The sequence below is a fragment of the Pseudomonas sp. NBRC 111138 genome (assembly GCF_001320835.1).
Lineage (GTDB): Bacteria > Pseudomonadota > Gammaproteobacteria > Pseudomonadales > Pseudomonadaceae > Aquipseudomonas > Aquipseudomonas paracarnis.
The window spans coordinates 1-26,747 of the sequence record NZ_BCBO01000061.1 but is presented as its reverse complement, the minus strand read 5'-3'; the positions used below and the strand labels follow the sequence as shown (position 1 = coordinate 26,747).

Annotated in this window: 20 protein-coding genes and 2 tRNA genes; 18 read left to right on the top strand and 4 right to left on the bottom strand. The window is 60.5% G+C overall.

Annotation, left to right across the window (positions count from 1 at the left end):
* Positions 1 to 22 precede the first annotated feature (22 nt).
* From hflK to APH41_RS10610, 5 genes are all read left to right on the top strand, one after another.
* Positions 23 to 1,198: an FtsH protease activity modulator HflK gene (hflK, locus tag APH41_RS10630; protein WP_003188062.1), complete on the top strand. Its 1,176-nt coding sequence runs from the start codon at positions 23 to 25 to the stop codon at positions 1,196 to 1,198.
* A complete protein-coding gene (hflC, locus tag APH41_RS10625; RefSeq protein WP_003188064.1) occupies positions 1,198 to 2,064 on the top strand; it encodes a protease modulator HflC in 867 nt (288 codons plus the stop codon). The genes hflK and hflC overlap by 1 nt, the downstream gene beginning before the upstream one ends.
* 293 nt (positions 2,065 to 2,357) lie before the next feature.
* Complete coding sequence (locus tag APH41_RS10620; RefSeq protein ID WP_003188066.1) at positions 2,358 to 3,545, top strand: ATP phosphoribosyltransferase regulatory subunit; 1,188 nt, start codon at positions 2,358 to 2,360, stop codon at positions 3,543 to 3,545.
* A gap of 54 nt (positions 3,546 to 3,599) precedes the next feature.
* Positions 3,600 to 4,889 carry an adenylosuccinate synthase gene (locus tag APH41_RS10615; RefSeq protein ID WP_014716669.1) on the top strand — a complete coding sequence of 430 codons (1,290 nt, stop codon included), beginning with the start codon at positions 3,600 to 3,602 and terminating at the stop codon, positions 4,887 to 4,889.
* 139 nt (positions 4,890 to 5,028) lie between these two features.
* On the top strand, positions 5,029 to 6,963 hold the full coding sequence (locus APH41_RS10610) for a methyl-accepting chemotaxis protein (protein WP_054918855.1): 1,935 nt from the start codon (positions 5,029 to 5,031) through the stop codon (positions 6,961 to 6,963).
* A gap of 108 nt (positions 6,964 to 7,071) precedes the next feature.
* Here the strand turns inward: APH41_RS10610 and APH41_RS10605 are convergent, their stop codons facing one another.
* The 4 genes from APH41_RS10605 to APH41_RS10590 form a co-directional block, all read right to left on the bottom strand.
* A complete protein-coding gene (locus APH41_RS10605) occupies positions 7,072 to 8,625 on the bottom strand; it encodes an iron ABC transporter permease (RefSeq protein ID WP_054918853.1) in 1,554 nt (517 codons plus the stop codon).
* Positions 8,625 to 9,650, bottom strand: coding sequence for an extracellular solute-binding protein (locus APH41_RS10600; protein WP_034125652.1), 1,026 nt, complete (start codon positions 9,648 to 9,650; stop codon positions 8,625 to 8,627). The genes APH41_RS10605 and APH41_RS10600 overlap by 1 nt, the downstream gene beginning before the upstream one ends.
* 144 nt (positions 9,651 to 9,794) lie before the next feature.
* Positions 9,795 to 9,881 (bottom strand) — tRNA-Leu (locus APH41_RS10595).
* 154 nt (positions 9,882 to 10,035) lie between these two features.
* Positions 10,036 to 10,122: transfer RNA gene (locus tag APH41_RS10590), tRNA-Leu, on the bottom strand.
* Between the two features lie 224 nt (positions 10,123 to 10,346).
* On the opposite strand from APH41_RS10590, the gene rnr reads away from it, so the two are divergent.
* The 13 genes from rnr (at position 10,347) to APH41_RS10520 (ending at position 26,661) form a co-directional block, all read left to right on the top strand.
* Positions 10,347 to 12,974, top strand: coding sequence for a ribonuclease R (gene rnr / locus APH41_RS10585; protein WP_054896269.1), 2,628 nt, complete (start codon positions 10,347 to 10,349; stop codon positions 12,972 to 12,974).
* Positions 12,971 to 13,732, top strand: coding sequence for a 23S rRNA (guanosine(2251)-2'-O)-methyltransferase RlmB (gene rlmB / locus APH41_RS10580; RefSeq protein ID WP_003188074.1), 762 nt, complete (start codon positions 12,971 to 12,973; stop codon positions 13,730 to 13,732). The genes rnr and rlmB overlap by 4 nt, the downstream gene beginning before the upstream one ends.
* Before the next feature lie 324 nt (positions 13,733 to 14,056).
* Positions 14,057 to 14,479, top strand: a complete 423-nt coding sequence (rpsF, locus tag APH41_RS10570) for a 30S ribosomal protein S6 (protein ID WP_003236224.1) — start codon at positions 14,057 to 14,059, stop codon at positions 14,477 to 14,479.
* A 28-nt stretch (positions 14,480 to 14,507) separates the two neighbouring features.
* Positions 14,508 to 14,738: a 30S ribosomal protein S18 gene (gene rpsR / locus APH41_RS10565; RefSeq protein WP_002551829.1), complete on the top strand. Its 231-nt coding sequence runs from the start codon at positions 14,508 to 14,510 to the stop codon at positions 14,736 to 14,738.
* Positions 14,739 to 14,774: 36 nt separating this feature from the next.
* A complete protein-coding gene (locus APH41_RS10560) occupies positions 14,775 to 15,668 on the top strand; it encodes a hypothetical protein (protein WP_034125655.1) in 894 nt (297 codons plus the stop codon).
* An 18-nt stretch (positions 15,669 to 15,686) separates the two neighbouring features.
* Entirely contained in the window at positions 15,687 to 16,133 is a 447-nt protein-coding gene (rplI, locus tag APH41_RS10555; RefSeq protein WP_003171376.1) for a 50S ribosomal protein L9, read from the top strand.
* A 110-nt stretch (positions 16,134 to 16,243) separates the two neighbouring features.
* Positions 16,244 to 17,641: a replicative DNA helicase gene (dnaB, locus tag APH41_RS10550; protein ID WP_003188079.1), complete on the top strand. Its 1,398-nt coding sequence runs from the start codon at positions 16,244 to 16,246 to the stop codon at positions 17,639 to 17,641.
* A 124-nt stretch (positions 17,642 to 17,765) separates the two neighbouring features.
* Positions 17,766 to 20,069 (top strand): YgiQ family radical SAM protein, encoded by a 2,304-nt coding sequence (locus APH41_RS10545; RefSeq protein ID WP_003188080.1) that lies wholly within the window; start codon positions 17,766 to 17,768, stop codon positions 20,067 to 20,069.
* A gap of 202 nt (positions 20,070 to 20,271) precedes the next feature.
* Positions 20,272 to 21,204: a hypothetical protein gene (locus tag APH41_RS10540; protein WP_014716676.1), complete on the top strand. Its 933-nt coding sequence runs from the start codon at positions 20,272 to 20,274 to the stop codon at positions 21,202 to 21,204.
* Entirely contained in the window at positions 21,201 to 21,650 is a 450-nt protein-coding gene (locus APH41_RS10535) for a hypothetical protein (protein WP_054918852.1), read from the top strand. Before APH41_RS10540 ends, APH41_RS10535 begins: the two co-directional genes overlap by 4 nt.
* Before the next feature lie 166 nt (positions 21,651 to 21,816).
* Complete coding sequence (locus APH41_RS10530) at positions 21,817 to 22,737, top strand: hypothetical protein (protein WP_054918850.1); 921 nt, start codon at positions 21,817 to 21,819, stop codon at positions 22,735 to 22,737.
* Positions 22,734 to 23,183 (top strand): hypothetical protein, encoded by a 450-nt coding sequence (locus APH41_RS10525; RefSeq protein ID WP_054918848.1) that lies wholly within the window; start codon positions 22,734 to 22,736, stop codon positions 23,181 to 23,183. The genes APH41_RS10530 and APH41_RS10525 overlap by 4 nt, the downstream gene beginning before the upstream one ends.
* A gap of 187 nt (positions 23,184 to 23,370) precedes the next feature.
* Positions 23,371 to 26,661, top strand: a complete 3,291-nt coding sequence (locus tag APH41_RS10520; protein ID WP_054918847.1) for a DUF2126 domain-containing protein — start codon at positions 23,371 to 23,373, stop codon at positions 26,659 to 26,661.
* The last annotated feature ends 86 nt before the right edge of the window (positions 26,662 to 26,747 follow it).

The following is a 26,747-nucleotide window of genomic DNA, read 5'->3' as shown; positions in this document are numbered from 1 at the left end:
GCTTTATCAGATGGAGAGCGCTATGGCTTGGAATGAGCCGGGTGGCAACTCGAATAATCAGGATCCTTGGGGTGGTAAGCGCCGCAATAATGGCGACCGCAAGGGGCCACCGGATCTCGACGAGGCCTTCCGAAAGCTGCAGGAAAGCCTGAATGGGTTGTTCGGTGGTGGAAAAAAACGTGGTGGTGACGACGGCGGTCGCACAAGCAAGGGCGGTGGCTATGGCCTGCTGGGCCTGGGTCTTGTCGTGCTCGCGGCCGTATGGCTGTACAGCGCGGTCTACGTGGTGGACGAGCAGGAGCAAGCCGTGGTGCTGCGCTTCGGCAAGTACTACGAGACTGTCGGGCCAGGCCTGAACATCTATTTCCCGCCGATCGACAAGAAGTACATGGAGAACGTGACGCGTGAGCGTGCGTACACCAAGCAGGGCCAGATGCTGACCGAAGACGAGAACATCGTCGAAGTGCCGCTGACCGTGCAGTACAAGATCAGCAACCTGCAAGACTTCGTGCTGAACGTTGATCAGCCGGAAATCAGCCTGCAACACGCAACCGAAAGTGCCCTGCGCCACGTGGTGGGTTCCACCGCCATGGACCAGGTGCTCACCGAAGGTCGTGAGTTGATGGCCAGCGAAATCAAGGAGCGTCTGCAACGCTTCCTCGACACTTACCGCACCGGTATCACCGTTACCCAGGTGAACGTACAGAGCGCAGCGGCACCGCGTGAAGTGCAGGAAGCCTTTGACGACGTGATCCGTGCACGTGAAGACGAGCAGCGTTCGCGCAACCAGGCTGAAACCTATGCCAACGGCGTTGTGCCGGAAGCCCGTGGTCAGGCCCAGCGCATCCTTGAAGATGCCAACGGTTATCGCGATGAGGTGGTCTCCCGCGCCAAGGGTGAGGCAGATCGTTTCACCAAGCTGGTCGCCGAGTACCGCAAGGCTCCTGAAGTGACCCGCGAGCGTCTGTACCTGGACACCATGCAGGAAGTCTTCAGCAACACCAGCAAGGTTCTCGTGACCGGCAGCAAAGGTGGGCAGAACAACCTGCTGTACCTGCCGCTGGACAAGATGATCGAAGGTGGTCGTAGCGGCGCCAGTGCACCGTCCACCGGTTCGAATGCCGCTGCCAACGAAGCGAGCGCCCGTGCGGCCGCTGACTTGCTGCAACAGCAAACACGTACCAGGGAGAGCCGTTGATGAGCAATAAATCGCTGACCGCCCTGATTGTGGGCGTCGTCGTGGTCATCGCTGCCTGGAACTGCTTCTACATCGTCGCTCAGACCGAGCGTGCGGTGCTGCTGCAATTCGGTCGCGTGGTCCAGGCGGATGTCCAGCCGGGCCTGCATGTGAAAGTCCCCTACGTCAACCAGGTGCGCAAGTTCGACGCCCGCCTGATGACCCTGGATGCACCGACACAGCGCTTCCTGACCCTGGAAAAGAAAGCCGTGATGGTTGACGCCTACGCCAAGTGGCGCGTCAAGGATGCCGAGCGCTTCTACACCGCGACTTCCGGCCTCAAGCAGATTGCCGACGAGCGTTTGTCCCGTCGTCTGGAATCGGGCCTGCGTGACCAGTTTGGTAAGCGCACCCTGCACGAGGTGGTATCCGGTGAACGTGATGCGCTGATGGCTGACATCACCCGTTCGCTGAACACCATGGCGGAAAAAGAGCTGGGTATTGAAGTGGTCGACGTTCGCGTCAAGGCCATTGACCTGCCCAAGGAAGTGAACCGCAGCGTGTTCGAGCGTATGAGCACCGAGCGTGAGCGTGAAGCGCGTGAGCACCGCGCCAAGGGTAACGAGTTGGCTGAAGGTATCCGTGCCGATGCCGACCGTCAGCGTCGTGTACTGCTGGCAGAAGCTTATCGTGAGTCTGAAGAGGCTCGTGGTGACGGCGATGCTCAAGCCGCGGCGATCTACGCCAAGGCCTACGGCCAGGACCAGGAGTTCTACGCGTTCTACCGTAGCCTGCGCGCTTACCGTGAAAGCTTCGCGAACAAAACCGACGTACTGGTGTTGGACCCAAGCAGCGACTTCTTCCGCTACCTGGAAAAGTCCAAGTAACCAGCCCGTGATTCTGTAAGGCGCACTCCGTCGGGCGGCTAAAATGCCTGGCGGGGTGATCCTTTCAGAAAACGGGTGTATGATGCGGCAGCCGGGAAATTCCCGGCTTTTTTGCGTCTGCATGTTTGATTCGGCAGGCGTGACAGGTTTTTCGAGGAAAGTGCCCGACGAGGCCGTTTGCAGGCCGTTCGTCACGTCGCTCTTGCGCGTGGTTTATGCAAGGGGCGGGTATTTTCTGCTTCACTCAAGGCTCGGCCGAGGGCTGGCCGCCCGGATCAAAGGGGAATGGCGTAATGGCAACGGTAGACCGCTGGCTGCTGCCAGATGGCATCGAAGAAGTACTGCCACCAGAAGCTGCGCGCATTGAAGTAGCGCGTCGCCAGGTGTTGGATCTGTTCCAGAGCTGGGGTTACGAGTTTGTCGTGACTCCCCATATTGAGTACCTGGAATCCCTGCTGACCGGCGCGGGCCAGGACCTGGATCTGCGCACCTTCAAGGTCATCGACCCGCAATCGGGCCGGCAAATGGGGTTCCGTGCCGACATCACGCCACAAGTGGCGCGCATAGATGCGCACACCCTGCGTCGCGAAGGCCCCAGCCGCCTGTGCTACGCCGGCAGCGTACTGCATGCCCAGCCGCGCGCCTTGTCGTCCTCCCGTAGCCCGATCCAGTTGGGCGCCGAGTTGTACGGTGATGCCAGCCCGAGCAGCGATGTTGAAGTGATCAGCCTGATGCTGGCCATGCTGCAACTGGCGGATGTGCCGGACGTGCACATGGACCTGGGCCACGTCGGTATCTACCGTGGCCTGGCGCGTGCTGCCGGGTTGTCCGGTGAAGTGGAGCAACAGTTGTTCGATGCCCTGCAGCGCAAGGCGATCGATGAAGTGATCGCTCTCACCGAGGGTGTGCCTGCTGAACTGGCTGGCATGCTGCGGGCGCTGGTAGACCTGTGCGGCGGCCGTGAAGTGCTGGTGGCTGCGCGTGAGCGCCTGGCCAATGCGCCGGCACCGGTATTGGCAGCACTGGACGATGTGCTGGCAATTGCCGAGCGCCTGTCGGCGCGGTTCCCGGAGCTGCCGCTGTATTTTGATCTGGGTGAATTGCGCGGCTACCACTACCACACCGGTGTGGTGTTCGCGGTATTCGTCCCGGGTGTTGGCCAGGCCATCGCCCAAGGTGGTCGCTATGACGATATCGGCGCCGACTTCGGTCGTGCGCGTCCGGCCACTGGTTTTTCCACCGATTTGAAAACCCTGGTGACCCTGGGGCGTGCTGAGGTCGAGCTGCCGTCTGGTGGCATCTGGATGCCCGACAGTACGGACGCAGCGCTCTGGCAGCAGGTTTGCCAGTTACGCCGTGAGGGTCAGCGTGTAGTCCAGGCCTTGCCTGGGCAGCCATTGGCCGCCGCCCGTGAAGCGGACTGCGACCGGCAATTGATTCAGCAGAACGGGCTTTGGCAAGTATCGCCACTGGCTTCTTGAGTTTTCCTGCCGGCCATCGCCGGCACCAAGTTTGCGCGAATGAGGACAAGTGTTATGGGTAAGAATGTCGTAGTCCTGGGCACCCAATGGGGTGATGAGGGCAAAGGCAAGATCGTTGATCTGCTGACCGAACATGCTGCCGCCGTAGTGCGCTACCAAGGTGGCCACAACGCTGGCCACACCCTGGTCATCGATGGCGAAAAAACTGTCTTGCACCTGATCCCGTCGGGTGTCCTGCGCGAAGGCGTGCAGTGCCTGATCGGCAACGGCGTGGTGGTTGCACCTGACGCTCTGCTGCGCGAGATCACCAAGCTGGAGGAGAAAGGCGTACCGGTGCGCGAGCGCCTGCGTATCAGCCCGTCCTGCCCGCTGATCCTGTCCTTCCACGTTGCGCTGGACCAGGCCCGTGAAAAGGCGCGTGGCGAGCTGAAGATCGGCACCACCGGTCGCGGCATCGGCCCGGCCTACGAAGACAAGGTTGCACGTCGTGGCCTGCGTGTGGGCGACCTGCTCAACATGCCGCGCTTTGAAGACAAGCTGCGTGAACTGGTGGATTACCACAACTTCATGCTGGTGGGTTACTACAAAGAGCCAGCCATCGAGTTTGAAAAGACACTGGCCGAGTGCAAGGAATACGCTGAGCTGCTCAAGCCGCTGATGCTGGATGTGACGGCCGAGTTGCACGACCTGCGTCGCGCTGGCAAGGACATCATGTTCGAAGGTGCCCAGGGTTCGTTGCTGGACATCGACCACGGTACCTACCCGTATGTGACCAGCTCCAACACCACCGCTGGTGGCGTTGCGACCGGTTCTGGCGTTGGCCCGATGTTCCTGGACTACATCCTGGGTATCACCAAGGCCTACACCACTCGCGTAGGTTCGGGCCCGTTCCCGACTGAGCTGTTCGACGACGTCGGCGCGCACCTGGCCAAGCAAGGCCACGAATTCGGCGCCACCACTGGCCGTGCTCGTCGTTGCGGCTGGTTCGATGCCGTTATCCTGCGTCGCGCTATCGATGTGAACAGCATCTCGGGCATCTGCTTGACCAAGCTGGACGTACTCGACGGTCTGGAAGCCATCAACATCTGCGTCGGCTACAAAGACGCCCAAGGCAACGATGTTGCCCCGACTGACGCTGACAGCTACGTGGGCCTGCAGCCTGTGTACGAAGAAGTGCCAGGCTGGACCGAATCGACCGTGGGCGCCAAGACCCTGGAAGAGCTGCCAGCCAACGCCCGCGCCTACATCAAGCGTGTGGAAGAGCTGATCGGTGCGCCGATCGACATTATTTCGACGGGCCCGGACCGCAACGAGACCATCGTTCTGCGTCACCCGTTCGCGTAATAAGCTGTTGATGTGAAAAGCAAAGGGCTCCTTCGGGAGCCCTTTGTCGTTTCTGCCTGGCAAGCGGCACGACCCTTGCTGTGTTTCCCTCTTTCGAGGTGCTATCAAATTAGTGGCACCCGTGGTGGAGGGATTTCCAGTGTCTGCCGTTCTCTCGTTGTTACAAAGCCGTCTGTTGCGGCCGGTGTTCGTTACCCTTGGTATCGCTCTTTTGGTGCAAGTGCTGGTGGCCGTCGCGCTGACGCGGAGCACGGTGACGGCGCTGGAAGCCGATTTGGGCAATCGCCTGGGCATTGATAGCCAGAAGTTGTCTGGCGAACTGGCCCAAGCTGGCAAGGAAGTCACGTCCAGCCTGGACAGCCTGTCCGCCAGCACGCGCCAGCGACTGACAACTGGGCTTTCCACGCGCTTGCAGGAAGAGCAAAAGCAGTTGCGTGCGACGCTGGAAAAAGACCTGCAGGACTCCGCCAATGACATGGCGCAACTGCTGGCCTCGGTCGCGCCCCGCGCCATGTGGGACAGTGACGTGCCGACCCTTTCAGAGTTTGCCCGCCGGGCCCAGCGCAACCCCAATGTGCTGTTCGTGGTGTATGACGACGCCGCAGGCGAGCACCTGACGCGTTATCTGAACCGTGAGAACCCGATCAACCAGGCGTTGCTGGCAAAAGGCGCGGGTGAGCGTGCTCTGGATAAGGTACTGGACGCGGCCAAGACTGACCCTTCCGTGTACTACGTTGAAGCCTCCATCAGCCCCAACGGCGTGGAAATCGGCAAGGTGCGCATGGGCGTGTCGACCGCGATGGTTGAAGCCGACCTGCAAGCCTTGGATAAGCGCTTTGCCACGCTGATCGCCAGCGGTGATCAACTGGTGGGTGACAGCCTCAAGGGAGCCGCCGCTGACAGCGCCAACGCCATGGGCGCCCGGCTGCAATCGGCGCAAGCCACTGCCACGCAAATGACGGCCAATACCGCCAGCGCCGTGCAAGACGCGGCGGGCACCCTGCGCTGGCGCATCGGCATGGGGCTGGCACTGGTGGGGCTTGGGGTATTGCTGCTGATCGCCATTGTGCTGGGGCGACGCGTGGTCAATCGCCTGAAGTTGCTGATTGCCGCGATGGATGATCTGGCGGCCGGCGAGGGCGACCTCACCAAGCGCGTGCAGATCAACAGCAAGGATGAAATCGGCGATATGGCCTCGGCGGTCAATCGCTTTGTGGATAAGTTGCAGCCCATCGTACGGGAGGCAGGCGACGTGGCCCAGCGTACCGGTGTGGAAATCGGTGCCATGACATTGCGCAATGCTGGCGCCGATGCGGCGGCGGGCTTGCAGCGTGATGAAGTGGCCGAGAGTTTGCGCGCTTTGTCGCAAATGGCCGACGAGGCCCAGGCCGAAAGTCACGCTATGCAGGCGGCGTTGCAGCAGGTGGTGGATATTCGCCAGGCCACGGATGAAAACTCACGAACCTCGGCTGAAGTCGGTAGCTTGATCGAGGCGTTGGCGGGGCAGGTGCAGGCCGGTTCCCAGGTGATCGAACGGCTGGCGCAGCAAAGCGAACAGATTGAAGTGGTGTTGACCGTGATTCACGGCATCGCCGAGCAAACCAACTTGCTCGCTCTCAACGCGGCCATCGAGGCGGCACGGGCTGGCGAGACTGGGCGCGGCTTTGCGGTGGTGGCCGATGAAGTGCGTGCGCTGGCGAGCAAGACTCAAAGCTCCACTGGCGATATCCAGGCGCATATCGTGGCATTGCAGCAGGGCGCGCGTGAGGCGGTGGAAACCATCGGCAAGGCGGGGCGCCAGGCCAGTGAGGGCTTGCTGGTGCTGCGCGACAGCGTGCGCTTGCAGCAGACGGTGCAGGCTTCTGTGGAGCAGGTGCATGCGGCGATTGGCCTGGCGACGCGCGCGGCCGAGCATCAAGCCCAGGGCGCGCATGCGGTGCGTGGGCGCGTGGAGGTGATCCATGCCCAGGCCGAGCGTGCGGCGCAAGCGGTGGTAGAGACGACGGCCAGTGGGAAGGTGCTGGATGGGCTGGCGGCGCAGTTGAAGGCGAGCTTGGGGCAGTTCAGGGCTTGAGGTTGTCTGGAAGGGCCTCATCGCAGGCAAGCCAGCTCCCACATTCAACTGCATTCCAAAGTTGGAGCGCGGTCAACTGTGGGAGCTGGCTTGCCTGCGATAGCTGTTTCAGCGGCTCAAATACATCCGCGTCGTAAGCAGATACACCGGCAACCCCGACACCAGAATCAACAACGCTGCATACGGCGCCGCCGCCGCAAATTCCACATTCGAGGTATGCGCCCAGACGGCCGTCGCCAAGGTATTCAGCCCGGTCGGGCTCAGCAGCAATGTCGCCGTCAATTCCTTCATCGCATCCAGGAACACCAAGGCAAACGCCGCCCCCAGCGCCGGAAAGATAATTGGCAACGTCACCCGGCAAAACGCACTGAAGGACGATGCGCCTAACGTGCGCGCAGCCTCTTCCAACTGTGGCGCCGCCTTGTTCAGCGCTGTACGAATCGGCGCCTGCGCCAATGGCAAAAACAGCAGCGCATAAGCAATCAGCAGCAATGCCGAGGTCTGGTACAGCGCCGGCACGTAATGCAGGGCGAAATACACCAGGGTCAACGCAATGACCAGACCGGGCAGGGCATGCAGCAAGTACGGCAAGCGTTCGGCCCATATTGCCAGTTGCCCTTTGTAGCGCACCACTAGCAAACCAACCGGTACTGCCAGTACCAGGCACAGTGCGGCGCCGCCCAGCGAGAGCGCCAGGGAAGACAGCAGCGCCTCACCGATCTCGGCCATCGGAAACGCTGCCGACGAACCGACTGCCAACCAATACCCGAGCATTCCCAGTGGGATGCCGCTGCCGATGATCGCTAGCGCCAGGCAATACACCTGGCCCAATGGCGCCCACTTGCCGAGTCGAACCTGCTCGGCGTGCCGCGCCGCGCCCTGGCCGATGCGCACGTGCCGGCCTTTGCCGCGTACGCGCAGTTCCAGCCATAGCAGGGTCAGGCACATCACCAGCAGCACTGCCGAGAGCATTGCCGCATTGGCATTGCTGAATTCCAGTTCGAACTGCTGGTAGATCGCGGTGGTGAAGGTCTGCAACCCGATAATCGACAGCGCGCCGAATTCCACCAGCATGTGCAGTGCGATCAATAGTGAGCCGGCCAGCAGCGATGGCCACAGCAGCGGGAGTGTGATGCGAAAGAACACGCCCCAGCGGTTGAGCCCTAGCGTGCGGGCCGATTCTTCCAGGGAGGGGTCTAGATTGCGCAGTGTTGCCGCCACCGGCAAAAACACCAGCGGGTATTTGGACAGGCTCATCACCAGGATCGCGCCACCGAGCCCCTCGAACTGAGCGCTCAGCGACACCCAGGTAAAGCTGCTGACAAACGCCGGCACCGCAAACGGCAGGCAAAGGATCACGCCCCAGATGCGCCGTCCTGGCAGGTTGCTGCGTTCCAGTAGCCAGGCCAGGGACAGGCCGATCACGCCGCAGGTCAGGGTCACGCCGACCATCAATGCCAGCGTGTTGCGCAGCAGCCCGAACACATAAGGTCGCCACAGTAGATGCACCGCCTCCGTCCAGCCCGCCTGCCAGGCTTTGAGCCCGACATAGGCGAGCGGCAACAGGCTCAGGCCAACCAGCAATAGCACAGGCAGCAGCAGCCAGATTGATGGGCGTTTGCGACGGGGGGTGAACCCCGTGACGGAAAGCGATGGGTTCATCAGTTCAGGCCAACGTCACGTTCCAGTTCCAGGGCTTCTTCGGCGTTACCCAGGTCTGCGGGGGTGACCTTTGGTGGCTGCAGCTCGCTGAATGGCTTGAGGCCGCGGTTCGATTCCATGCCCTTGCGCAGCGGGTACTCGGCCGACGTGTTGGTGATCACGCGCTGGCCTTCTTCGCTGGCCATGAATGCCAGCAATTGCTGAGCTTCTTTGGGATGCTTGCTGGATTTGAGTGCGGCAGCGGAGGATACGGTGATCAGGCCGCCAGCATCACCATCGGTGAAGTAGTGCAGTTGGGAATCCAGATTGGTTTTTTCCTTTTTCAGGGCAAACCAGTAGTAGTTATTCACCAGCACGGTGGCCACTTCGCCTTTTTCCACGGCCTTGAGGGCAACCATATTGTTGCTGTACACCTTGCCGAAGGCGCGCAGGCCGGTCAGCCATTCTTCTGCGGCTTCGCGACCGTGCAGCTTGATGATCGCCACGGCTTGCTCCTGAAACGCGCCGCTGGTGGGGACGAAGCCGACTTTGCCTTGCCACTCGGGGCCGGCAAAATCCAGTACCGACTTGGGCAGGTCTTTTTCGGCAATCAGTTTGGGGTTGAAGGCTACGACGCGGGTGCGTGCGGTCACGCCCATCCAGTCGCCGTTTTTGCCCACGTAATCCTTGGGCAGGACATCGAGGGTGCTGGCATCGATTTTTGCCAACAGGCCTTGCTCGCCGAGTTTGTTGAGGGGCGGTGATTCTTCGGTGTAGATGACGTCGGCAGGGGAGCGCTCACCTTCTTCGACGACCTGGCTGGCCAGCTGGTTGCTGCTACCTTTGCGCACGTTGACGTGGATGCCGGTCTTGGCTTCGAAGGCCTTGGCGAGTTCATCGCCGACTTCTTTGTGTTGGCCGTTGTATAAGGTCAGGGAGACCTTGTCGGCAGAGTGGGCGGCGGGCGAGAGCAGGGTCAGGCTGAGTAGAGTGAGGGTCAGGCCGCGCAGAAGGGATGTCTTGAGTCGGTTGTCACGGATCATCATCCGAAGTGTTCCTCGCTTATATGCAACAAATCATTGCAAGGATAAACGATAAATCTTCTCAAGTGCGGATGAGGGGGAAATCATGGGGGAAGTTTTCAAACCTCGGAAACGAAAAAACCCGCTTTCGCGGGTTTGATCTGAATTTGGTGCCCAGGAGAAGACTCGAACTTCCACGACCTTGCGATCACCAGCACCTGAAGCTGGCGTGTCTACCAATTTCACCACCTGGGCATTATCTAACAACGTTGCCGCTGTTGATGGGGCGAACTATACGGCGGGGCTTTTGATCTGTAAACCCCTGATTCGAAAAATATAAATCAATTTTTCCGTTAAAAATCAGAGGCCTGAAACGAAAAAACCCGCTTTCGCGGGTTTGATCTGAATTTGGTGCCCAGGAGAAGACTCGAACTTCCACGACCTTGCGATCACCAGCACCTGAAGCTGGCGTGTCTACCAATTTCACCACCTGGGCAGCATCAACAACGTTGCCGTCGTCGATGGCGCGCACTATACGGAGCGATATTTGAGCTGTAAACCCCTGCCATGAAAAAAGCCTGGAAAATTTCGCCAGTGGTCGTGCAAGGTGCGCGCCGGGGGTCGCAAAGGGCTTTTAAACGCTTGTTGATACCTGAAATTTCCCGTTTCAATACGCGTATGCCAAACTAACCCGCATATAGACAAGGTGAAAACTCTCTAATGGCCGATTGGCAGTCCCTCGATCCCGAGGCCGCTCGTGAAGCGGAAAAATATGAAAACCCTATTCCTAGCCGCGAACTGATCCTGGCGCACCTCGCCGATCGTGGTTCGCCTGCTAGCCGTGAGCAACTGGTTGAAGAATTCGGTCTGACCACCGAAGACCAGCTCGAAGCCCTGCGCCGCCGTCTGCGTGCGATGGAGCGCGATGCTCAATTGATCTACACCCGTCGTGGCACTTATGCGCCGGTCGACAAGCTGGACCTGATCCTGGGTCGCATTGCCGGCCACCGTGACGGCTTCGGCTTCCTGATCCCGGACGATGGCAGCGACGACCTGTTCATGAGCCCGGCGCAAATGCGTCTGGTGTTCGATGGCGACCGTGCCCTGGCGCGGGTTTCTGGCCTCGACCGCCGTGGTCGTCGTGAAGGCGTGATCGTCGAAGTGGTGTCCCGCGCCCACGAATCCATCGTCGGCCGTTACTTCGAAGAAGGCGGCATCGGCTTCGTTGTGCCGGATAACCCGAAGGTCCAGCAGGAAGTGCTGATCACCCCGGGCCGTAATGGCGCCGCCAAGGTCGGCCAGTTCGTCGAGGTGAAAATCACCCACTGGCCAACGGCGCGCTTCCAGCCCCAGGGCGATATCGTTGAAGTGGTCGGCAACTACATGGCGCCGGGCATGGAAATCGACGTTGCCTTGCGCACCTACGATATCCCTCACGTCTGGCCTGAGGCCGTGCTCAAGGAAGCCGCCAAGCTCAAGCCGGAAGTCGAAGAGAAAGACAAAGAAAAACGCATCGACCTGCGTCATCTGCCGTTTGTCACGATTGACGGTGAAGATGCCCGCGACTTCGACGATGCGGTCTACTGCGAAGCCAAGCCTGGCAAGCTGCGCCTGTTCTCCGGCGGCTGGAAGTTGTACGTCGCGATTGCCGACGTGTCCAGCTACGTGAAGATCGGTTCGGCCCTGGATAACGAAGCCCAGGTGCGCGGCAACTCCGTGTACTTCCCAGAGCGCGTGATCCCGATGCTGCCCGAGCAGCTGTCCAACGGCCTGTGCTCCCTGAACCCGAAAGTCGACCGTTTGGCCATGGTGTGCGAGATGACCATCTCCAAAACCGGCGAAATGACCGACTACCAGTTCTACGAAGCGGTGATCCACTCCCAGGCACGCCTGACCTACAACAAGGTCAGCACCATCCTGGAAACGCCGAAGACCAGCGAAGCCAAGGCCCTGCGTACCGAGTACGCTGGCGTGGTGCCGCACCTCAAGCAGCTGTACTCGCTGTACAAGGTGTTGCTGGGTGCCCGTCATACCCGTGGCGCGATCGATTTCGAAACCCAGGAAACCCGCATTGTCTTCGGCTCCGAGCGCAAGATTGCGGCGATCACCCCGACCACCCGTAACGACGCGCACAAGCTGATCGAGGAGTGCATGCTGGCGGCCAACGTGGCCACTGCCGAGTTCCTCAAGAAGCACGAAATTCCTGCGTTGTACCGTGTGCACGACGGCCCGCCGCCGGAGCGCCTGGAAAAACTTCGCGCCTTCCTCGGCGAACTCGGCCTGTCTCTGCACAAAGGCAAGGACGGCCCGACGCCGAAGGATTACCAGGCCCTGCTGGCCAGCATCAAGGACCGTCCGGATTACCACGTGATCCAGACCGTGATGCTGCGCTCGCTGAGCCAGGCGGTGTACAGCGCCGATAACCAGGGCCACTTCGGCCTGAATTACGAGGCGTACACCCACTTCACTTCGCCAATTCGGCGTTACCCGGACTTGCTCACGCACCGGGCGATCCGCAGCGTGATCCATTCCAAGCAGAACACCCCGCACGTCAAGCGCGCCGGTGCCATGACCATTCCGAAAGCACGGATCTACCCGTACGACGAAGCGGCCCTGGAACAACTGGGCGAGCAGTGCTCCATGAGCGAACGCCGCGCCGACGAAGCCACCCGCGACGTGGTGAACTGGCTCAAGTGCGAGTTCATGAAGGATCGCGTGGGCGAGTCGTTCCCGGGTGTCATCACCGCCGTGACCGGCTTTGGCCTGTTCGTCGAGCTGACCGACATCTACGTCGAGGGCCTGGTGCACGTCACCGCCTTGCCGGGTGATTACTACCACTTCGATCCTGTGCATCACCGCCTGGCGGGCGAGCGCACCGGTCGCAGCTTCCGCTTGGGCGATACCGTTGAAGTGCAGGTCATGCGTGTCGATCTCGACGAGCGCAAGATCGACTTCGGCATGCCTGACAAACCGGCAGAGCCTGCGGGTCGTAAAAAACGTGGTGAAACCACAGCGCCTGCGTCCAAAGGCAAAGCGGCCACCCCAAAAACCACGGCCGAGCCTGCACCTGCCAAGGCTGGTCGTCGTTCTTCCGCCAAGGACAAGGCCCCTGAAGCCTACCGCCCAAGCGACGCGGCGGCGAAAAACGCCGAGCTGCGCAAGAGCCGCGAGTTGAAGCAACAGTTGCTCAACGAAGCCAAAAGCGGTGGTAAAGCGGCGTCTGGGGGAAAGTCCCACGGGGCGGAAAAGCCGTCGAGCAAGCCAAGTAAACACCGTAAAGGCCCGCCAAAAGCGGGTTCGGCTCCCGCAAAAAGCGGCGGGTCGCGCAAACCTAAGGCCAAGTCATGAGTCTGGAAAAAATCTACGGCGTGCACGCCGTAGAAGCACTGCTGCGTCACCATCCCAAGCGCGTCAAGCAGGTGTGGTTGGCCGAAGGTCGCAGCGAGCCGCGCGTACAGGCGCTGGTCGAGTTGGCCACGCAGAATAAGGTTGCCATCGGCCAGGCCGAGCGTCGTGAAATGGACGTGTGGGTCGAAGGCGTTCACCAAGGTGTGGTGGCTGACGTCAGTCCGAGCCAGGTGTGGGGCGAGGCGATGCTCGACGAGCTGCTCGACCGTACCGAAGGTGCACCGTTGCTCTTGGTGCTGGACGGCGTGACCGACCCGCACAACCTCGGCGCCTGTCTGCGTTCGGCGGATGCTGCCGGTGCGCTGGCAGTGATCGTGCCCAAGGACAAGTCCGCGACCCTGACGCCGGTGGTGCGTAAAGTCGCCTGCGGTGCGGCGGAAGTGATTCCGCTGGTGGCCGTGACCAACCTGGCGCGTACCCTGGAGAAGCTCCAGCAGCGCGGCCTGTGGGTCGTGGGCACGGCGGGGGAGGCTGAGGTCAGCATTTATGACCAGGACCTTACCGGCCCTACCATCCTGATCATGGGCGCCGAAGGCAAAGGCATGCGCCGCCTGACCCGTGAGCATTGCGATTATCTGGTGCACCTGCCGATGGCCGGTAGTGTCAGCAGCCTCAATGTGTCGGTGGCGACGGGCGTGTGCCTATTTGAAGCCCAGCGTCAGCGTGGTGCCAAGGCTAAGGCCAAGCCCAAGAAGTAATCACCATGTGGGGCTTGCCCCAATCCTGATGTAGGAGCGAGCTTGCTCGCGAAAAACGTCAACGATAACGCGGGCTTCCTGAATGAGCGCGGTGTCTGTGAGTTTTTCGCGAGCAAGCTCGCTCCTACATTTGTGTTTGTGGTGCTTGGGGTTGTTCAAATAATCACCAATTGCCTTGCGCCGCTTCTCCCCCTTCTCTACAATTGCGCCCCTTGCCTTCCTGGCAGGCACCGATGTGCCTCCCCTGCGGCAAGATCCATAAGTGTCATTCACTCCTTGTCTGACCGTTTTTGAGCGGCAGGCTACAACCCGTAAGGAGCATTCATGCGTCATTACGAAATCATCTTTTTGGTCCACCCGGATCAAAGCGAGCAAGTCGGCGGCATGGTTGAGCGTTACACCAAGCTGATCGAAGAAGACGGCGGCAAAATCCACCGTCTGGAAGATTGGGGCCGTCGTCAACTGGCCTACGCAATCAACAATGTTCACAAGGCTCACTACGTGATGCTGAACGTTGAGTGCACTGGCAAGGCCCTGGCCGAGCTGGAAGACAACTTCCGCTACAACGATGCTGTGATCCGTAACCTGGTCATCCGTCGCGAAGAAGCCGTTACTGGCCAATCCGAGATGCTCAAGGCTGAAGAAAACCGCAGTGAGCGCCGTGAGCGTCGCGACCGTCCTGAGCACGAAGGCGCTGATAGCGCTGATAGTGATGACAGCGACAACAGCGATAACGCTGACGAGTAATCCACGGACCTTTTAAGGAGCCTATCAAATGGCACGTTTCTTCCGTCGTCGTAAATTCTGCCGCTTCACCGCTGAAGACGTGAAAGAGATCGATTACAAAGATCTCAACACTCTGAAAGCCTACGTATCCGAGACCGGCAAAATCGTTCCAAGCCGTATCACCGGTACCAAAGCACGTTATCAGCGTCAGCTGGCCACCGCTATCAAGCGCGCCCGCTTCCTGGCCCTGCTGGCCTACACCGACAGCCACGGCCGCTGAGACCGGGCAGTCGACAAGTAGTAAGGGATTGAATGCATGCGCGCCTTAGCTGAGTTCATCATGCGCGGTCGCGTGCAGGCCACTCTGGTAGTGGCTGGATGTGCGGCATTGCCGTTGCTTTATTGGTTGGGTGCTGCCGCAGGTTGCCTTGTGCTACTGCGGCGCGGTTTGAAGGACGCCCTTGGCGTTCTTGCCCTGGGTTTGTTGCCGGCCTTGATCTGGTGGCTGCAAATGGGTGATCCACGGGTACTTCTGGTACTGCTGGGGTCATCGAGCCTTGCGTTGGTTTTGCGCGCAAGTGAGTCCTGGGTCCGCACGCTGCTGGTCAGCGTGGCATTGGGGTTGGTGTACTCAGTGATGCTTGGCGCGGCTTTCCGCCCGCAGATCGAGGCGCTGGCGCAGGAGATCGTCAAGATCCTGCCGTTGGCCCTCGGGGATCTCTACCAGCATTTGTCGGTAGATGAGCGAGCGCGGTTTGCGTCACTGATTGCCCCGGTCCTGACCGGCCTGATTGCGGCTTTGTTGCAGGTCGTCAGCGTGCTGAGCCTGATTCTTGGGCGTTATTGGCAGGCGTTGTTGTACAACCCGGGTGGTTTTGGTCGCGAGTTTCGCAGTATCAGAATCCCAGCGGGGCCGGCGATGTTGCTGCTGGCGTGCATGGTTGTCGGGCCGAACTTCGGCCCACAGATGGCCTTGCTGGCGCCGATTTGCAGTGTACCGCTGGTGTTTGCCGGGCTGGCCCTGATTCATGGGCTTGCCGCGCAAAAGCGACTGGCCAGGTTCTGGCTGGTGGGGTTGTACGTCACGCTGTTGCTGTTCATGCAGCTGATCTATCCGTTACTCGTGGTCTTGGCCATTGTTGACAGCCTGATTGATTTTCGCGGTCGTCTGGCGTCGAAAGACGCCGATAACGCGAACGGTGAAGGTTAAAAGTTAGAGGATTTTCACATGCAACTGATCCTTCTGGAAAAAGTCGCCAACCTGGGCAACCTGGGCGACAAAGTGAACGTTAAGGCCGGCTACGGTCGTAACTACCTGCTGCCATACGGCAAAGCCACCGCTGCAACCGCTGCCAACCTGGCTGCGTTTGAAGAGCGTCGTGCTGAGCTGGAAAAAGCCGCAGCAGACAAAAAAGCGTCGGCCGAAACTCGCGCTGCCCAACTGGCTGAGCTGGAAGTGACTATCACTGCCACCGCTGGTGACGAAGGCAAGCTGTTCGGTTCGATCGGTACCCACGACATCGCTGATGCACTGACCGCCTCCGGCGTTGAAGTGCAGAAGAGCGAAGTTCGTCTGCCGAACGGCACCATCCGCAACGTAGGCGAATTCGACGTAGCCGTGCACCTGCACGCCGAAGTTGAAGCCACCGTACGCGTTGTCGTGGTAGCAGCTTAAGTCGCACCTAACTGACTGGCACCTCGCGTGCCAGCCGGTTAACATCGGGCACGATCCTGTTTACAGGTCGTGCCTTTTGTTTTTCTACACACCCCAAATTCCAAGTGGCCATGAACGAAATCTCCGCTCCTGAGCAATACGATCTGCAAACCGCTGCCCTGAAGGTGCCGCCGCATTCCATCGAGGCCGAACAGGCCGTGCTCGGTGGCTTGATGCTGGACAACAACGCCTGGGAACGCGTGCTGGATCAAGTCTCGGACGGTGACTTCTATCGTCATGACCACCGCCTGATCTTCCGCGCCATCGCCAAGCTGGCCGACCAGAACTCACCGATCGACGTGGTAACCCTGGCCGAGCAGTTGGACAAGGAAGGCCAGACCTCCCAAGTGGGTGGTCTGGGCTACCTCGGTGAGCTGGCAAAAAACACGCCGTCCGTCGCCAACATCAAGGCCTATGCCCAGATCGTCCGCGAGCGCGCCACGTTGCGCCAGTTGATCGGCATCAGCACCGAAATCGCCGACAGCGCCTTCAACCCCGAAGGCCGCACCGCTGCCGAGATCCTTGACGAAGCCGAGCGCCAGATCTTCCAGATCGCCGAGGCCCGGCCGAAAACCGGCGGCCCGGTCAGCGTCAACGACCTGCTGACCAAAGCCATCGACCGCATCGACACCCTGTTCAACACCGATGCCGCGATTACCGGTATTTCCACCGGTTACACCGACCTCGACGAAAAGACCAGCGGCCTGCAGCCGTCCGACTTGATCATCGTCGCCGGTCGTCCGTCCATGGGTAAAACCACCTTTGCGATGAACCTGGTGGAAAACGCCGTTCTGCGTAGCGACAAGGCGGTACTGGTGTACTCCCTTGAGATGCCAGGTGAATCGCTGATCATGCGTATGCTCTCGTCGCTTGGCCGTATCGACCAGACCAAGGTACGTTCCGGCCAGCTTGAAGACGACGACTGGCCGCGCCTGACCTCAGCGGTCAACCTGCTCAACGACCGCAAGCTGTTCATCGATGACACTGCCGGTATCAGCCCGTCCGAAATGCGCGCGCGTACCCGACGCCTGGTGCGTGAGCATGGCGACATCGCCCTGATCATGATCGACTACCTGCAGTTGATGCAGATCCCCGGTTCCAGTGGCGACAACCGTACCAACGAGATTTCTGAAATCTCTCGTTCCTTGAAGGCCCTGGCCAAGGAATTCAACTGCCCGGTGGTGGCGTTGTCCCAGCTCAATCGTTCCCTGGAACAACGTCCCAACAAGCGTCCGGTGAACTCCGACTTGCGGGAATCCGGAGCGATCGAGCAGGACGCCGACGTGATCATGTTCGTGTACCGCGACGAGGTGTACCACCCCGAGACGGAACACAAGGGCATTGCCGAAATCATCATCGGCAAGCAGCGGAACGGCCCGATCGGGTTTATCCGGTTGGCGTTCATCGGCAAGTACACGCGTTTCGAGAACCTGGCGCCGGGTAGCTACAACTTCGACGACGACGAGTAGTTTCAAGCGCCTGTAAGGGCCTCATCGCAGGCAAGCCACAATTCCGACTACTACCGTCGGAATTGGTCAAAATTTGTGCTATATTCCGCGCCCGCGATTTTTCATCTTCACACCGGTCACCGTCATGCAAACAGCCAAGCCGTTATTTGACTATCCCAAGTACTGGGCCGAATGTTTCGGTCCTGCGCCATTCCTGCCGATGAGCAGGGAGGAGATGGATCAGCTTGGCTGGGATTCGTGCGACATCATCATCGTCACCGGTGATGCCTATGTTGACCACCCATCGTTCGGCATGGCGATCATCGGCCGGCTGCTGGAGTCCCAGGGCTTTCGCGTCGGGATCATCGCGCAACCGAACTGGCAGTCCAAAGACGACTTCATGAAGCTCGGCGAGCCGAACCTGTTCTTCGGCGTCGCGGCCGGCAACATGGACTCGATGATCAACCGCTACACCGCCGACAAGAAAATCCGCTCCGACGACGCCTATACCCCTGGCGGCATGGCTGGCAAACGCCCCGACCGTGCGAGCCTGGTGTACAGCCAGCGTTGCAAGGAAGCCTACAAGAACGTGCCGATCGTGCTTGGCGGCATCGAAGCTTCCCTGCGTCGTATCGCCCACTACGACTACTGGCAGGACCGCGTGCGCAACTCGATCCTGATCGACGCCACCGCCGATATCCTGCTGTACGGCAACGCCGAGCGGGCCATCGTCGAAGTTGCCCAGCGTTTGTCGTGGGGCCACAAGATCGAAGACATCACCGATGTGCGCGGTACCGCGTTCATCCGCCGTGATACGCCGGCCGGTTGGTACGAAGTGGATTCCACGCGCATCGACCGTCCGGGCAAGATCGACAAGATCATCAACCCGTACGTCAACACCCAGGACACCCAGGCCTGCGCCATCGAGCAGGAAAAGGGGCCGGTGGATGATCCGGAAGAAGCCAAGGTTGTGCAGATCCTGGCCAGCCCGCGCATGACCCGTGACAAGACCGTGATCCGCCTGCCATCGGTGGAAAAAGTCCGCGGCGACGCGGTGCTCTATGCCCACGCCAACCGCGTGTTGCACCTGGAAACCAACCCAGGCAACGCCCGCGCCCTGGTGCAGAAGCACGGTGAAGTTGACGTGTGGTTCAACCCGCCGCCCATTCCGATGACTACCGAAGAAATGGACTACGTGTTCGGCATGCCTTATGCCCGCGTACCGCACCCGGCGTATGGCAAGGAGAAGATCCCGGCCTACGACATGATCCGTTTCTCGGTGAATATCATGCGTGGCTGCTTCGGCGGCTGCACCTTCTGCTCGATCACCGAGCACGAAGGCCGCATCATCCAGAACCGTTCCGAAGAGTCGATCATTCGCGAGATCGAAGAGATCCGCGACAAAGTGCCGGGCTTCACCGGCGTGATCTCCGACCTCGGCGGCCCGACGGCGAACATGTACCGCATCGCCTGCAAGAGCCCGGAAATCGAATCCGCGTGCCGCAAGCCGTCGTGCGTGTTCCCTGGCATCTGCCCTAACCTGAACACCGACCACTCGTCGTTGATCCAGCTGTACCGCAGCGCCCGTGCGTTACCGGGTGTGAAGAAGATCCTGATCGCTTCCGGCCTGCGCTACGACCTGGCCGTCGAGTCGCCGGAATACGTCAAAGAGCTGGTCACCCACCACGTCGGTGGTTACCTCAAGATCGCCCCGGAACACACCGAGGAAGGTCCGCTCAACCAGATGATGAAGCCGGGCATTGGCAGCTATGACAAGTTCAAGCGCATGTTCGAGAAGTACACCAAGGAAGCGGGCAAGGAGCAGTACCTGATCCCGTACTTCATCGCCGCCCACCCGGGTACCACCGATGAAGACATGATGAACCTGGCCCTGTGGCTCAAGGGCAATGGCTTCCGTGCCGACCAGGTGCAGGCGTTCTACCCGTCGCCGATGGCCACCGCCACCGCGATGTACCACTCGGGCAAAAACCCGCTGCGCAAGGTCACCTACAAGAGCGACGCGGTGACCATCGTCAAGAGCGAGGAGCAGCGCCGCCTGCACAAGGCGTTCCTGCGTTACCACGACCCGAAGGGCTGGCCGATGCTGCGTGAAGCATTGACCCGCATGGGCCGTGCCGACCTGATCGGGTCGGGCAAGGACCAGTTGATCCCGCTGCACCAGCCGTCCACCGACAGCTACCAGAGCGCCCGGCGCAAGAACTCGACGCCGGCCGGCAGCCATAAGGTCGCCAAGGAAACCACCACCAAGATCCTCACCCAGCACACCGGCCTGCCACCCCGTGGCAGCGACGGCAGCAACCCGTGGGACAAGCGCGAGCAAGCCAAGGCTGCGGCCCAGGCGCGCAATAAGCAGGCGGCCAAAGAGCGCAGCGATGCGGCCAAGGGCAAGGGCGGCAAGCCTACGCGCAAGCCGGTTGTACCGCGGTGATCGACGTCTGAAATGCAAAACGCCAGCCTCGTGCTGGCGTTTTGCTTTCTGGTCGGTGGTGAGTCTGTTTGGTAAGGTGGCGCCCATTAGATTGCTATCGCAGGCAAGCCAGCTCCCACAAGAGAATGTATTTCAAGCGTGGGAGCTGGCTTGCCTGCGATGAGGCCGGTCTGGGCACTCTCGATTTCAAGGAAGAACACTTATGGGCAACCCCTTGCTCAACATCGGCATGGACTCCAACCGCTCCCAATTCATGGCGCGCCAGCGCATTGAGAGCCAGATCAACCTGCCGCGGCTGTTCGCCGTCATTGACGCCGACCCCAGCATCGTCGGCGCTGGCGTGGTGTACATCGACGCCGACTTCAACGTGATCACCCTGCGCGAATTCAAACCCATCTGCAGCATCAAACCCAAGCGCGTCATTTTGCGCGAGGCGCAGAAGTACATCTCGCCGGCGCAGTTTGTCGAGCAGGTGAAGACCGACCCCCGTGAAGGGCGCCTCCAGAAGGAGGCCTTTGACATGGGGCTTTCCTGTGGGGCGGCGGTGATCGGCTGGATCGTGGTGTTCAGTGGCAGCGTCGCCGTACCGTTCACCGCCGGTGCCAGTGCTTTTGTGGTGGGTATCGGTGTCACGGCGGCGCTGGCCAGCAGCGCTCAGTGCGGGTTTGGCGTGGCCCGGACCTATAACGAGATCCTTGACCCAGATGCCAACGACCGCATGGACGACGCCCAGTGGTATGGCGCGGTGTCACCGATTCTCGATGCCGCGTCGTTGGTCGGGATCGGAACGGGAGCTTTCACCACATTAAGGCTGCTCAAGGCCAAAAAAGCCGCTGCGTTGGGCAAGAGCTGGTATGAATTGCTCAAGGGCTTGAATCGCCAGGAGCGCAAGAAGTTGACCCAGGAATTGCTCAGTCTCAAAGACCCAAGCCTGACCCCCAAGTTGCTCAAGTTGCAGCAGCGCGCCGGCACGTTGCCCAAGCGCTACAGCTCCACGGAAATTCGTCATGCCACGCTCACCCAGCTCAAGGACGCCTTGGGCGGCATGTTGGGTATCTGGGGCAGCTATCGAACCGGTCACGTTGGCTCGGCGTCGACGCTTGCCATTGGCCTGTATGAGGAACTGACGGAATGAAGGGGTTTCCCGATAGGCGCAGTTTCCTTGCGCGTTATTTTCCGGTGTTCATGGGCACCATCTTCATGGCGATTTTCTCTGGTTCGGTGGCTGTCTCCACGGCGGGCGTAACCTATTTGCGCGGGGTTGAACCGGCGCTCAAGGCCAACTACTCCGGGGCTGCAATACTGGTGCTGGTAGCGGTACTGGTGTTTGGTAATGTGATGATTGCACGCGGGTACCCCTGGGCGACCCGGCTGGTGGCGGGCTATCTGGTGTGTTGCCTGCTGTTCGTTTTGCCGATGATTCAATACGGCCTCAATACCCTGGTGTACGGCTCGGCGGTGCTGTTTCCGCTGCTGGGTTTGTTGCTGCTCAACAGCAAGCGCCACCGTGAAATGCGCCAGCGGCTGCTCGAAATCCGCCATTTGCGCCAAGCGGCCATTGCGCAACGCAAAGCCCGTTGATTCTGTAGATTTATTGGCGGTGGGTGGCCTGTTTGTTAGGGTAGCGCCCATTAGATTGCTATCGCAGGCAAGCCAGCACCCACAGGGGAATGCATTTCAAGTGTGGGAGCTGGCTTGCCTGCGATGAGGCCGGTCTGGGCACTTTCAATTTCAAGGAAGAACACTTATGGGCAACTCCTTGTTCAACATCGGCATGGATTCCAACCGCTCTCAATTTATGGCGCGCCAGCGTATCGAGAGCCTGATCAACCTGCCACGGCTGTTCGCCGCCATCGATGCAGACCCCGGCGTTGTAGGTGCTGGCGTGGTGTATATCGATGCCGATTTTAATGTCGTCACTCTGCGCGAATTCAAGCCCATCTGCAGCATCAAGCCAAAGCGTGTCATCCTGCGCGAGGCGCAGAAATACATCGCGCCGACACAATTCGCTGATCACGTAGTAAACAATCCCCGGGAATCCAGGCTGATCGGCGAGGCCGTAAATACCGGAATCTCTTGCCTGGGCGCCGTCATCAGTTGGGCTGCGATTGCCAGCGGCACTATTCTGGTTCCTTTCAGTGCCGGCGCGAGCTCGGTCATTGTGGTGGTGGGGTACGCGGCCGCAGGCGCGAGTTCGCTCCAGTGCTTCAATGGCATTGCCCGAACGACCCTTGAGGTGGCCAAGCCTGAGGTAAACGATTGGCTCGACAGTGAAGGTTGGTACCAGAATGCATCCATTGTGCTGGACGCGGCATCGTTGGCCGGTGTGGGCGCTTCAGCCCTGACGACGGTCAAGCTGGTCAAGGTCGCCAAGGCATCGACGGGCAAAAGCCTGCGGGAAGTGCTACGAGGCTTGAACCGTCAGGAGAGGGCCAAGCTGACCAAGGAACTACTGAGTATCAATGATCCCAGCTTGACCTCGAAGATGCTCAAGCTCAGGCAGGCATCGGGTGAGCTCTCCAAGCGTTTCACCCCGACGCAACTCAAGCAAAGCACCAGTACTCAGATCAAAGATATCCTGGGCGCGACCGTCGGGTTCGGAGGCAGCGCCTACTCTGGGAACGTCAATACCATTGCGATAGGGTTGTACGAGGAAATAAACGAATGAGTGAGTTGATGACGCTGCGCGACTTCTTCAGGCATCACTTTTTGACGTTTCTGGGCGGCGTATTTGCTGCCTACTTTTCACTAGCGCTTGCAGTGGCGCTGGCTTTCGTCACCTATTTTCGTGATGCGCCCCTTGCTCAAGTCGGGCTCAAGATCCTGCTTGCAGGTGCATTGCTTATCGTGTTGACGGTCCATAGCAACTTTATGATCCTGCGGGGCAAACCTTCGTGGGCATGGGTGATGGTCGCCATCTACGCTGCCTGTCTTTTGTTTGTGCTCCCAATGATTCAGTACAACCCACACAGGGTTCTCTATAGCCTGTCGCTGATTTTCCCGCTGTTCGGCCTGCTGGTGCTCAACAGCAGTGGGCAGCGAGAGATGCGGGCAAAACTTGTGCAAATTCGCCAACTGCGCCAAGCCCTGAATACCAGGCGTACTACGCCTTAACTGGGTAGATTCACCACCTGCCCTCAGCCCGGCGCTACAAATGTGTGCAGCGCCTGCACCATAGCCACAACGTTGGCGCCGTTTTGGTGCTGTACTGCACCGGGCCTGACGTTTTAGTGCAATGACTGCTGCTGTGGCATAAGTCTTGCGCGCGTTGTGCTTATGCCCTGGCTCGCAGGAGGCCGCCGTGTCGATTCATGTCGCGTTGCACCACGTTACGCATTACCGCTACGACCGTGCTGTCGAACTCGGCCCACAGATCGTTCGGCTACGCCCGGCAGCCCATAGTCGTACGCGAATACTGTCCTACGCGCTGAAGGTGTTGCCCGAGCAGCATTTCATCAACTGGCAGCAAGACCCCCAGGGCAATTATCTGGCGCGCCTGGTGTTCCCGGAAAAGACTGACGAGTTGCGCATTGAGGTCGACCTGGTCGCCGAGATGGCGGTGTTCAATCCGTTCGATTTTTTCCTCGAGCCGTACGCCGAAAAAATCCCGTTCAGCTACGCCGCCGATGAGCAGCGCGAGCTGGCGCCGTACTTGGAAACCCTGCCGCTGACGCCAAGGTTTGCCGCTTACCTGGCCGGTATCGATCGCACGCCGCTGCCTGCTGTGGATTTCCTGGTCGGCCTCAACCAGCGCCTGGCCGCCGATATCGGTTACCTGATTCGCATGGAGCCGGGCGTGCAAACTCCGGAATTTACCCTGGAAAATGCATCCGGCTCCTGCCGCGACTCGGCCTGGTTGTTGGTGCAATTGCTGCGCAATCTCGGGTTGGCGGCGCGATTTGTCTCTGGTTACCTGATACAGCTCACCGCTGACGTCAAAGCCCTCGACGGCCCGTCCGGTACCGAGGTGGACTTCACCGACCTGCACGCCTGGTGCGAAGTGTATCTGCCCGGCGCTGGCTGGATTGGCCTGGATGCCACGTCCGGGTTGTTCGCCGGTGAAGGGCATATCCCCTTGGCCTGCAGCCCCGATCCATCGTCTGCCGCGCCCATCAGTGGGTTGGTTGAGCCGTGCGAATGCGAGTTCACCCATGAGATGTCGGTGGAGCGCATCTGGGAAGCGCCACGGGTGACCAAGCCCTACACCGAAGAACAATGGTTGGCGATCCAGGCCCTGGGCCGGCAGATCGACGGCGACCTGCTCAAGGACGACGTACGCCTGACCATGGGCGGCGAGCCGACCTTCGTCTCTATCGACGACCCAGACGGCGCCGAATGGAACACCGCAGCCCTGGGCCCGGACAAGCGTCGCCTGTCGGCCGAGCTGTTCCAGCGCCTGCGCCAGCACTATGCGCCCAAGGGCCTGGTGCATTTCGGCCAAGGCAAGTGGTACCCCGGCGAGCAACTGCCGCGCTGGTCGCTCAATTGCTACTGGCGCCGCGACGGCGTGCCGATCTGGCACAACAGCGCACTGATCGCCGATGAGCAAGAAGACTACGGCGCCGATGGGGTGATGGCCGGGCGTTTCCTGGCCAGCGTCGCCGAGCGCCTGAAACTGCCGGCGCGCTTTGTGTTCCCGGCGTTCGAGGACAATTTCTACTACCTGTGGCGCGAAGGGGCGCTGCCCCAGAACGTCACCGCCCAGGACCCGCGCCTGAGCGACGACCTGGAGCGTGAGCGCCTGCGCAAAGTGTTCAGCCAGGGCCTGGATAAAGTCATCGGCCAGGTGCTGCCGCTGGCACGTACTGCGGCCAATGACCGCTGGCAGAGTGGGCGTTGGTACCTGCGCGACAACCATTGCCGGTTGGTGCCGGGTGATTCGCCGCTGGGTTACCGGCTGCCCTTGGCTTCCCAGCCCTGGGTGACGGCGGCTGAGTATCCGTTCATACACCCCACCGACCCGAACCAGGACCAGCCCGAGCTTCCCACTGCGGCGCAATTGCGCAGCCATGGCGAGCCGGCCCCGGACGACGAGCGTGTGCCCAAGGTCGACGAGTCCGCCGACTGGCTGACCCGTACCGCGCTGTGCGCCGAAGCACGGGAAGGTCGCCTGTACCTGTTTATGCCGCCGCTGGAGCGCGTCGAGGATTACCTGGAGCTGGTGACTGCCATTGAGGCCACCGCCGAAGAGCTGCATTGCCCGGTACTGCTGGAGGGCTACGAGCCGCCAGCGGATACGCGCCTGAGCAATTTCCGGGTCACGCCAGATCCCGGTGTCATCGAGGTCAACGTACAGCCGTCCGCCACCTGGGACGAGTTGGTAGAACGCACCGAATTCCTCTACGAAGAGGCCCGGCAAACCCGCCTGACCACCGAGAAGTTCATGATCGATGGGCGCCATACCGGCACCGGTGGCGGTAACCACTTCGTACTGGGCGGTGCGACGCCCAAGGATTCGCCCTTCCTGCGCCGACCGGACCTGCTGCGCAGCCTGATCAGCTACTGGCATAACCACCCGTCGTTGTCCTATTTGTTCTCCGGCCTGTTTATCGGCCCCACCTCCCAGGCACCCCGGGTGGATGAGGCGCGCAACGATGCGCTGTATGAACTGGAAATCGCCTTCGCGCAGATGCCGGCACAGGGCGAGGACTGCCCGCCATGGTTGGTGGATCGCCTGTTGCGCAACCTGCTGATCGACGTGACGGGTAATACCCATCGCGCCGAATTCTGTATCGACAAACTTTACTCACCCGACGGCGCCACTGGCCGCCTGGGGCTGCTGGAACTGCGCGCCTTTGAAATGCCCCCCCATGCGCGCATGAGCCTGACCCAGCAGTTGTTGCTGCGGGCGCTGGTCGCGCGGTTCTGGCGCGAGCCCTATGCGCCGCCGAAGCTGGCGCGCTGGGGCACTGAACTGCATGACCGTTTCCTGTTGCCGCATTTTATCGAGCAGGACTTTGCCGACGTGATCGTCGAGCTGAACGCGGCCGGCTACCCGCTGCGTGCCGAATGGTTCGCAGCGCATCTGGAGTTTCGTTTCCCCAAGGTGGGCGACTACGCCGTCAGCGGTATCGAACTGGAACTGCGCCAGGCCTTGGAACCCTGGCACGTGCTGGGCGAGGAGGGCGCAGTGGGTGGCACGGTGCGGTATGTGGATTCGTCCCTGGAGCGCCTTCAAGTGAAGTTGAGCGGGTTGCCACCGCAACGCTACCTGCTGACCTGCAATGGCGTGCCGGTGCCGCTGCAACCAACCGGCCGCGTCGGCGAGTTCGTGGCGGGCGTGCGTTACCGCGCCTGGCAACCGGCCAACTGCCTGCAACCGACCATCCCCGTGCATGCGCCGCTGGTATTTGACCTGCTCGACACCTGGATGCAGCGTTCGTTGGGTGGCTGCCAATACCATGTGGCGCACCCGGGCGGGCGCAATTACGACAGCCTGCCGGTGAATGCCAATGAGGCGGAGAGCCGGCGCATGGCGCGTTTTTTCCGCTTGGGGCATAGCCCGGGCAAGCTGCCAGTGCCGACTGTAACGGTAAACGATGAGTTGCCAATGACCCTGGATTTGCGGCGCTTCACAAAAAATAAGGAATGAACATGATCCTAGTGTGGGAGGGCTTTTGTGGCGAGGGAGCTTGCTCCCGCTGGGGTGCGAAGCGCCCCCAATTGCAGGCGACTGCT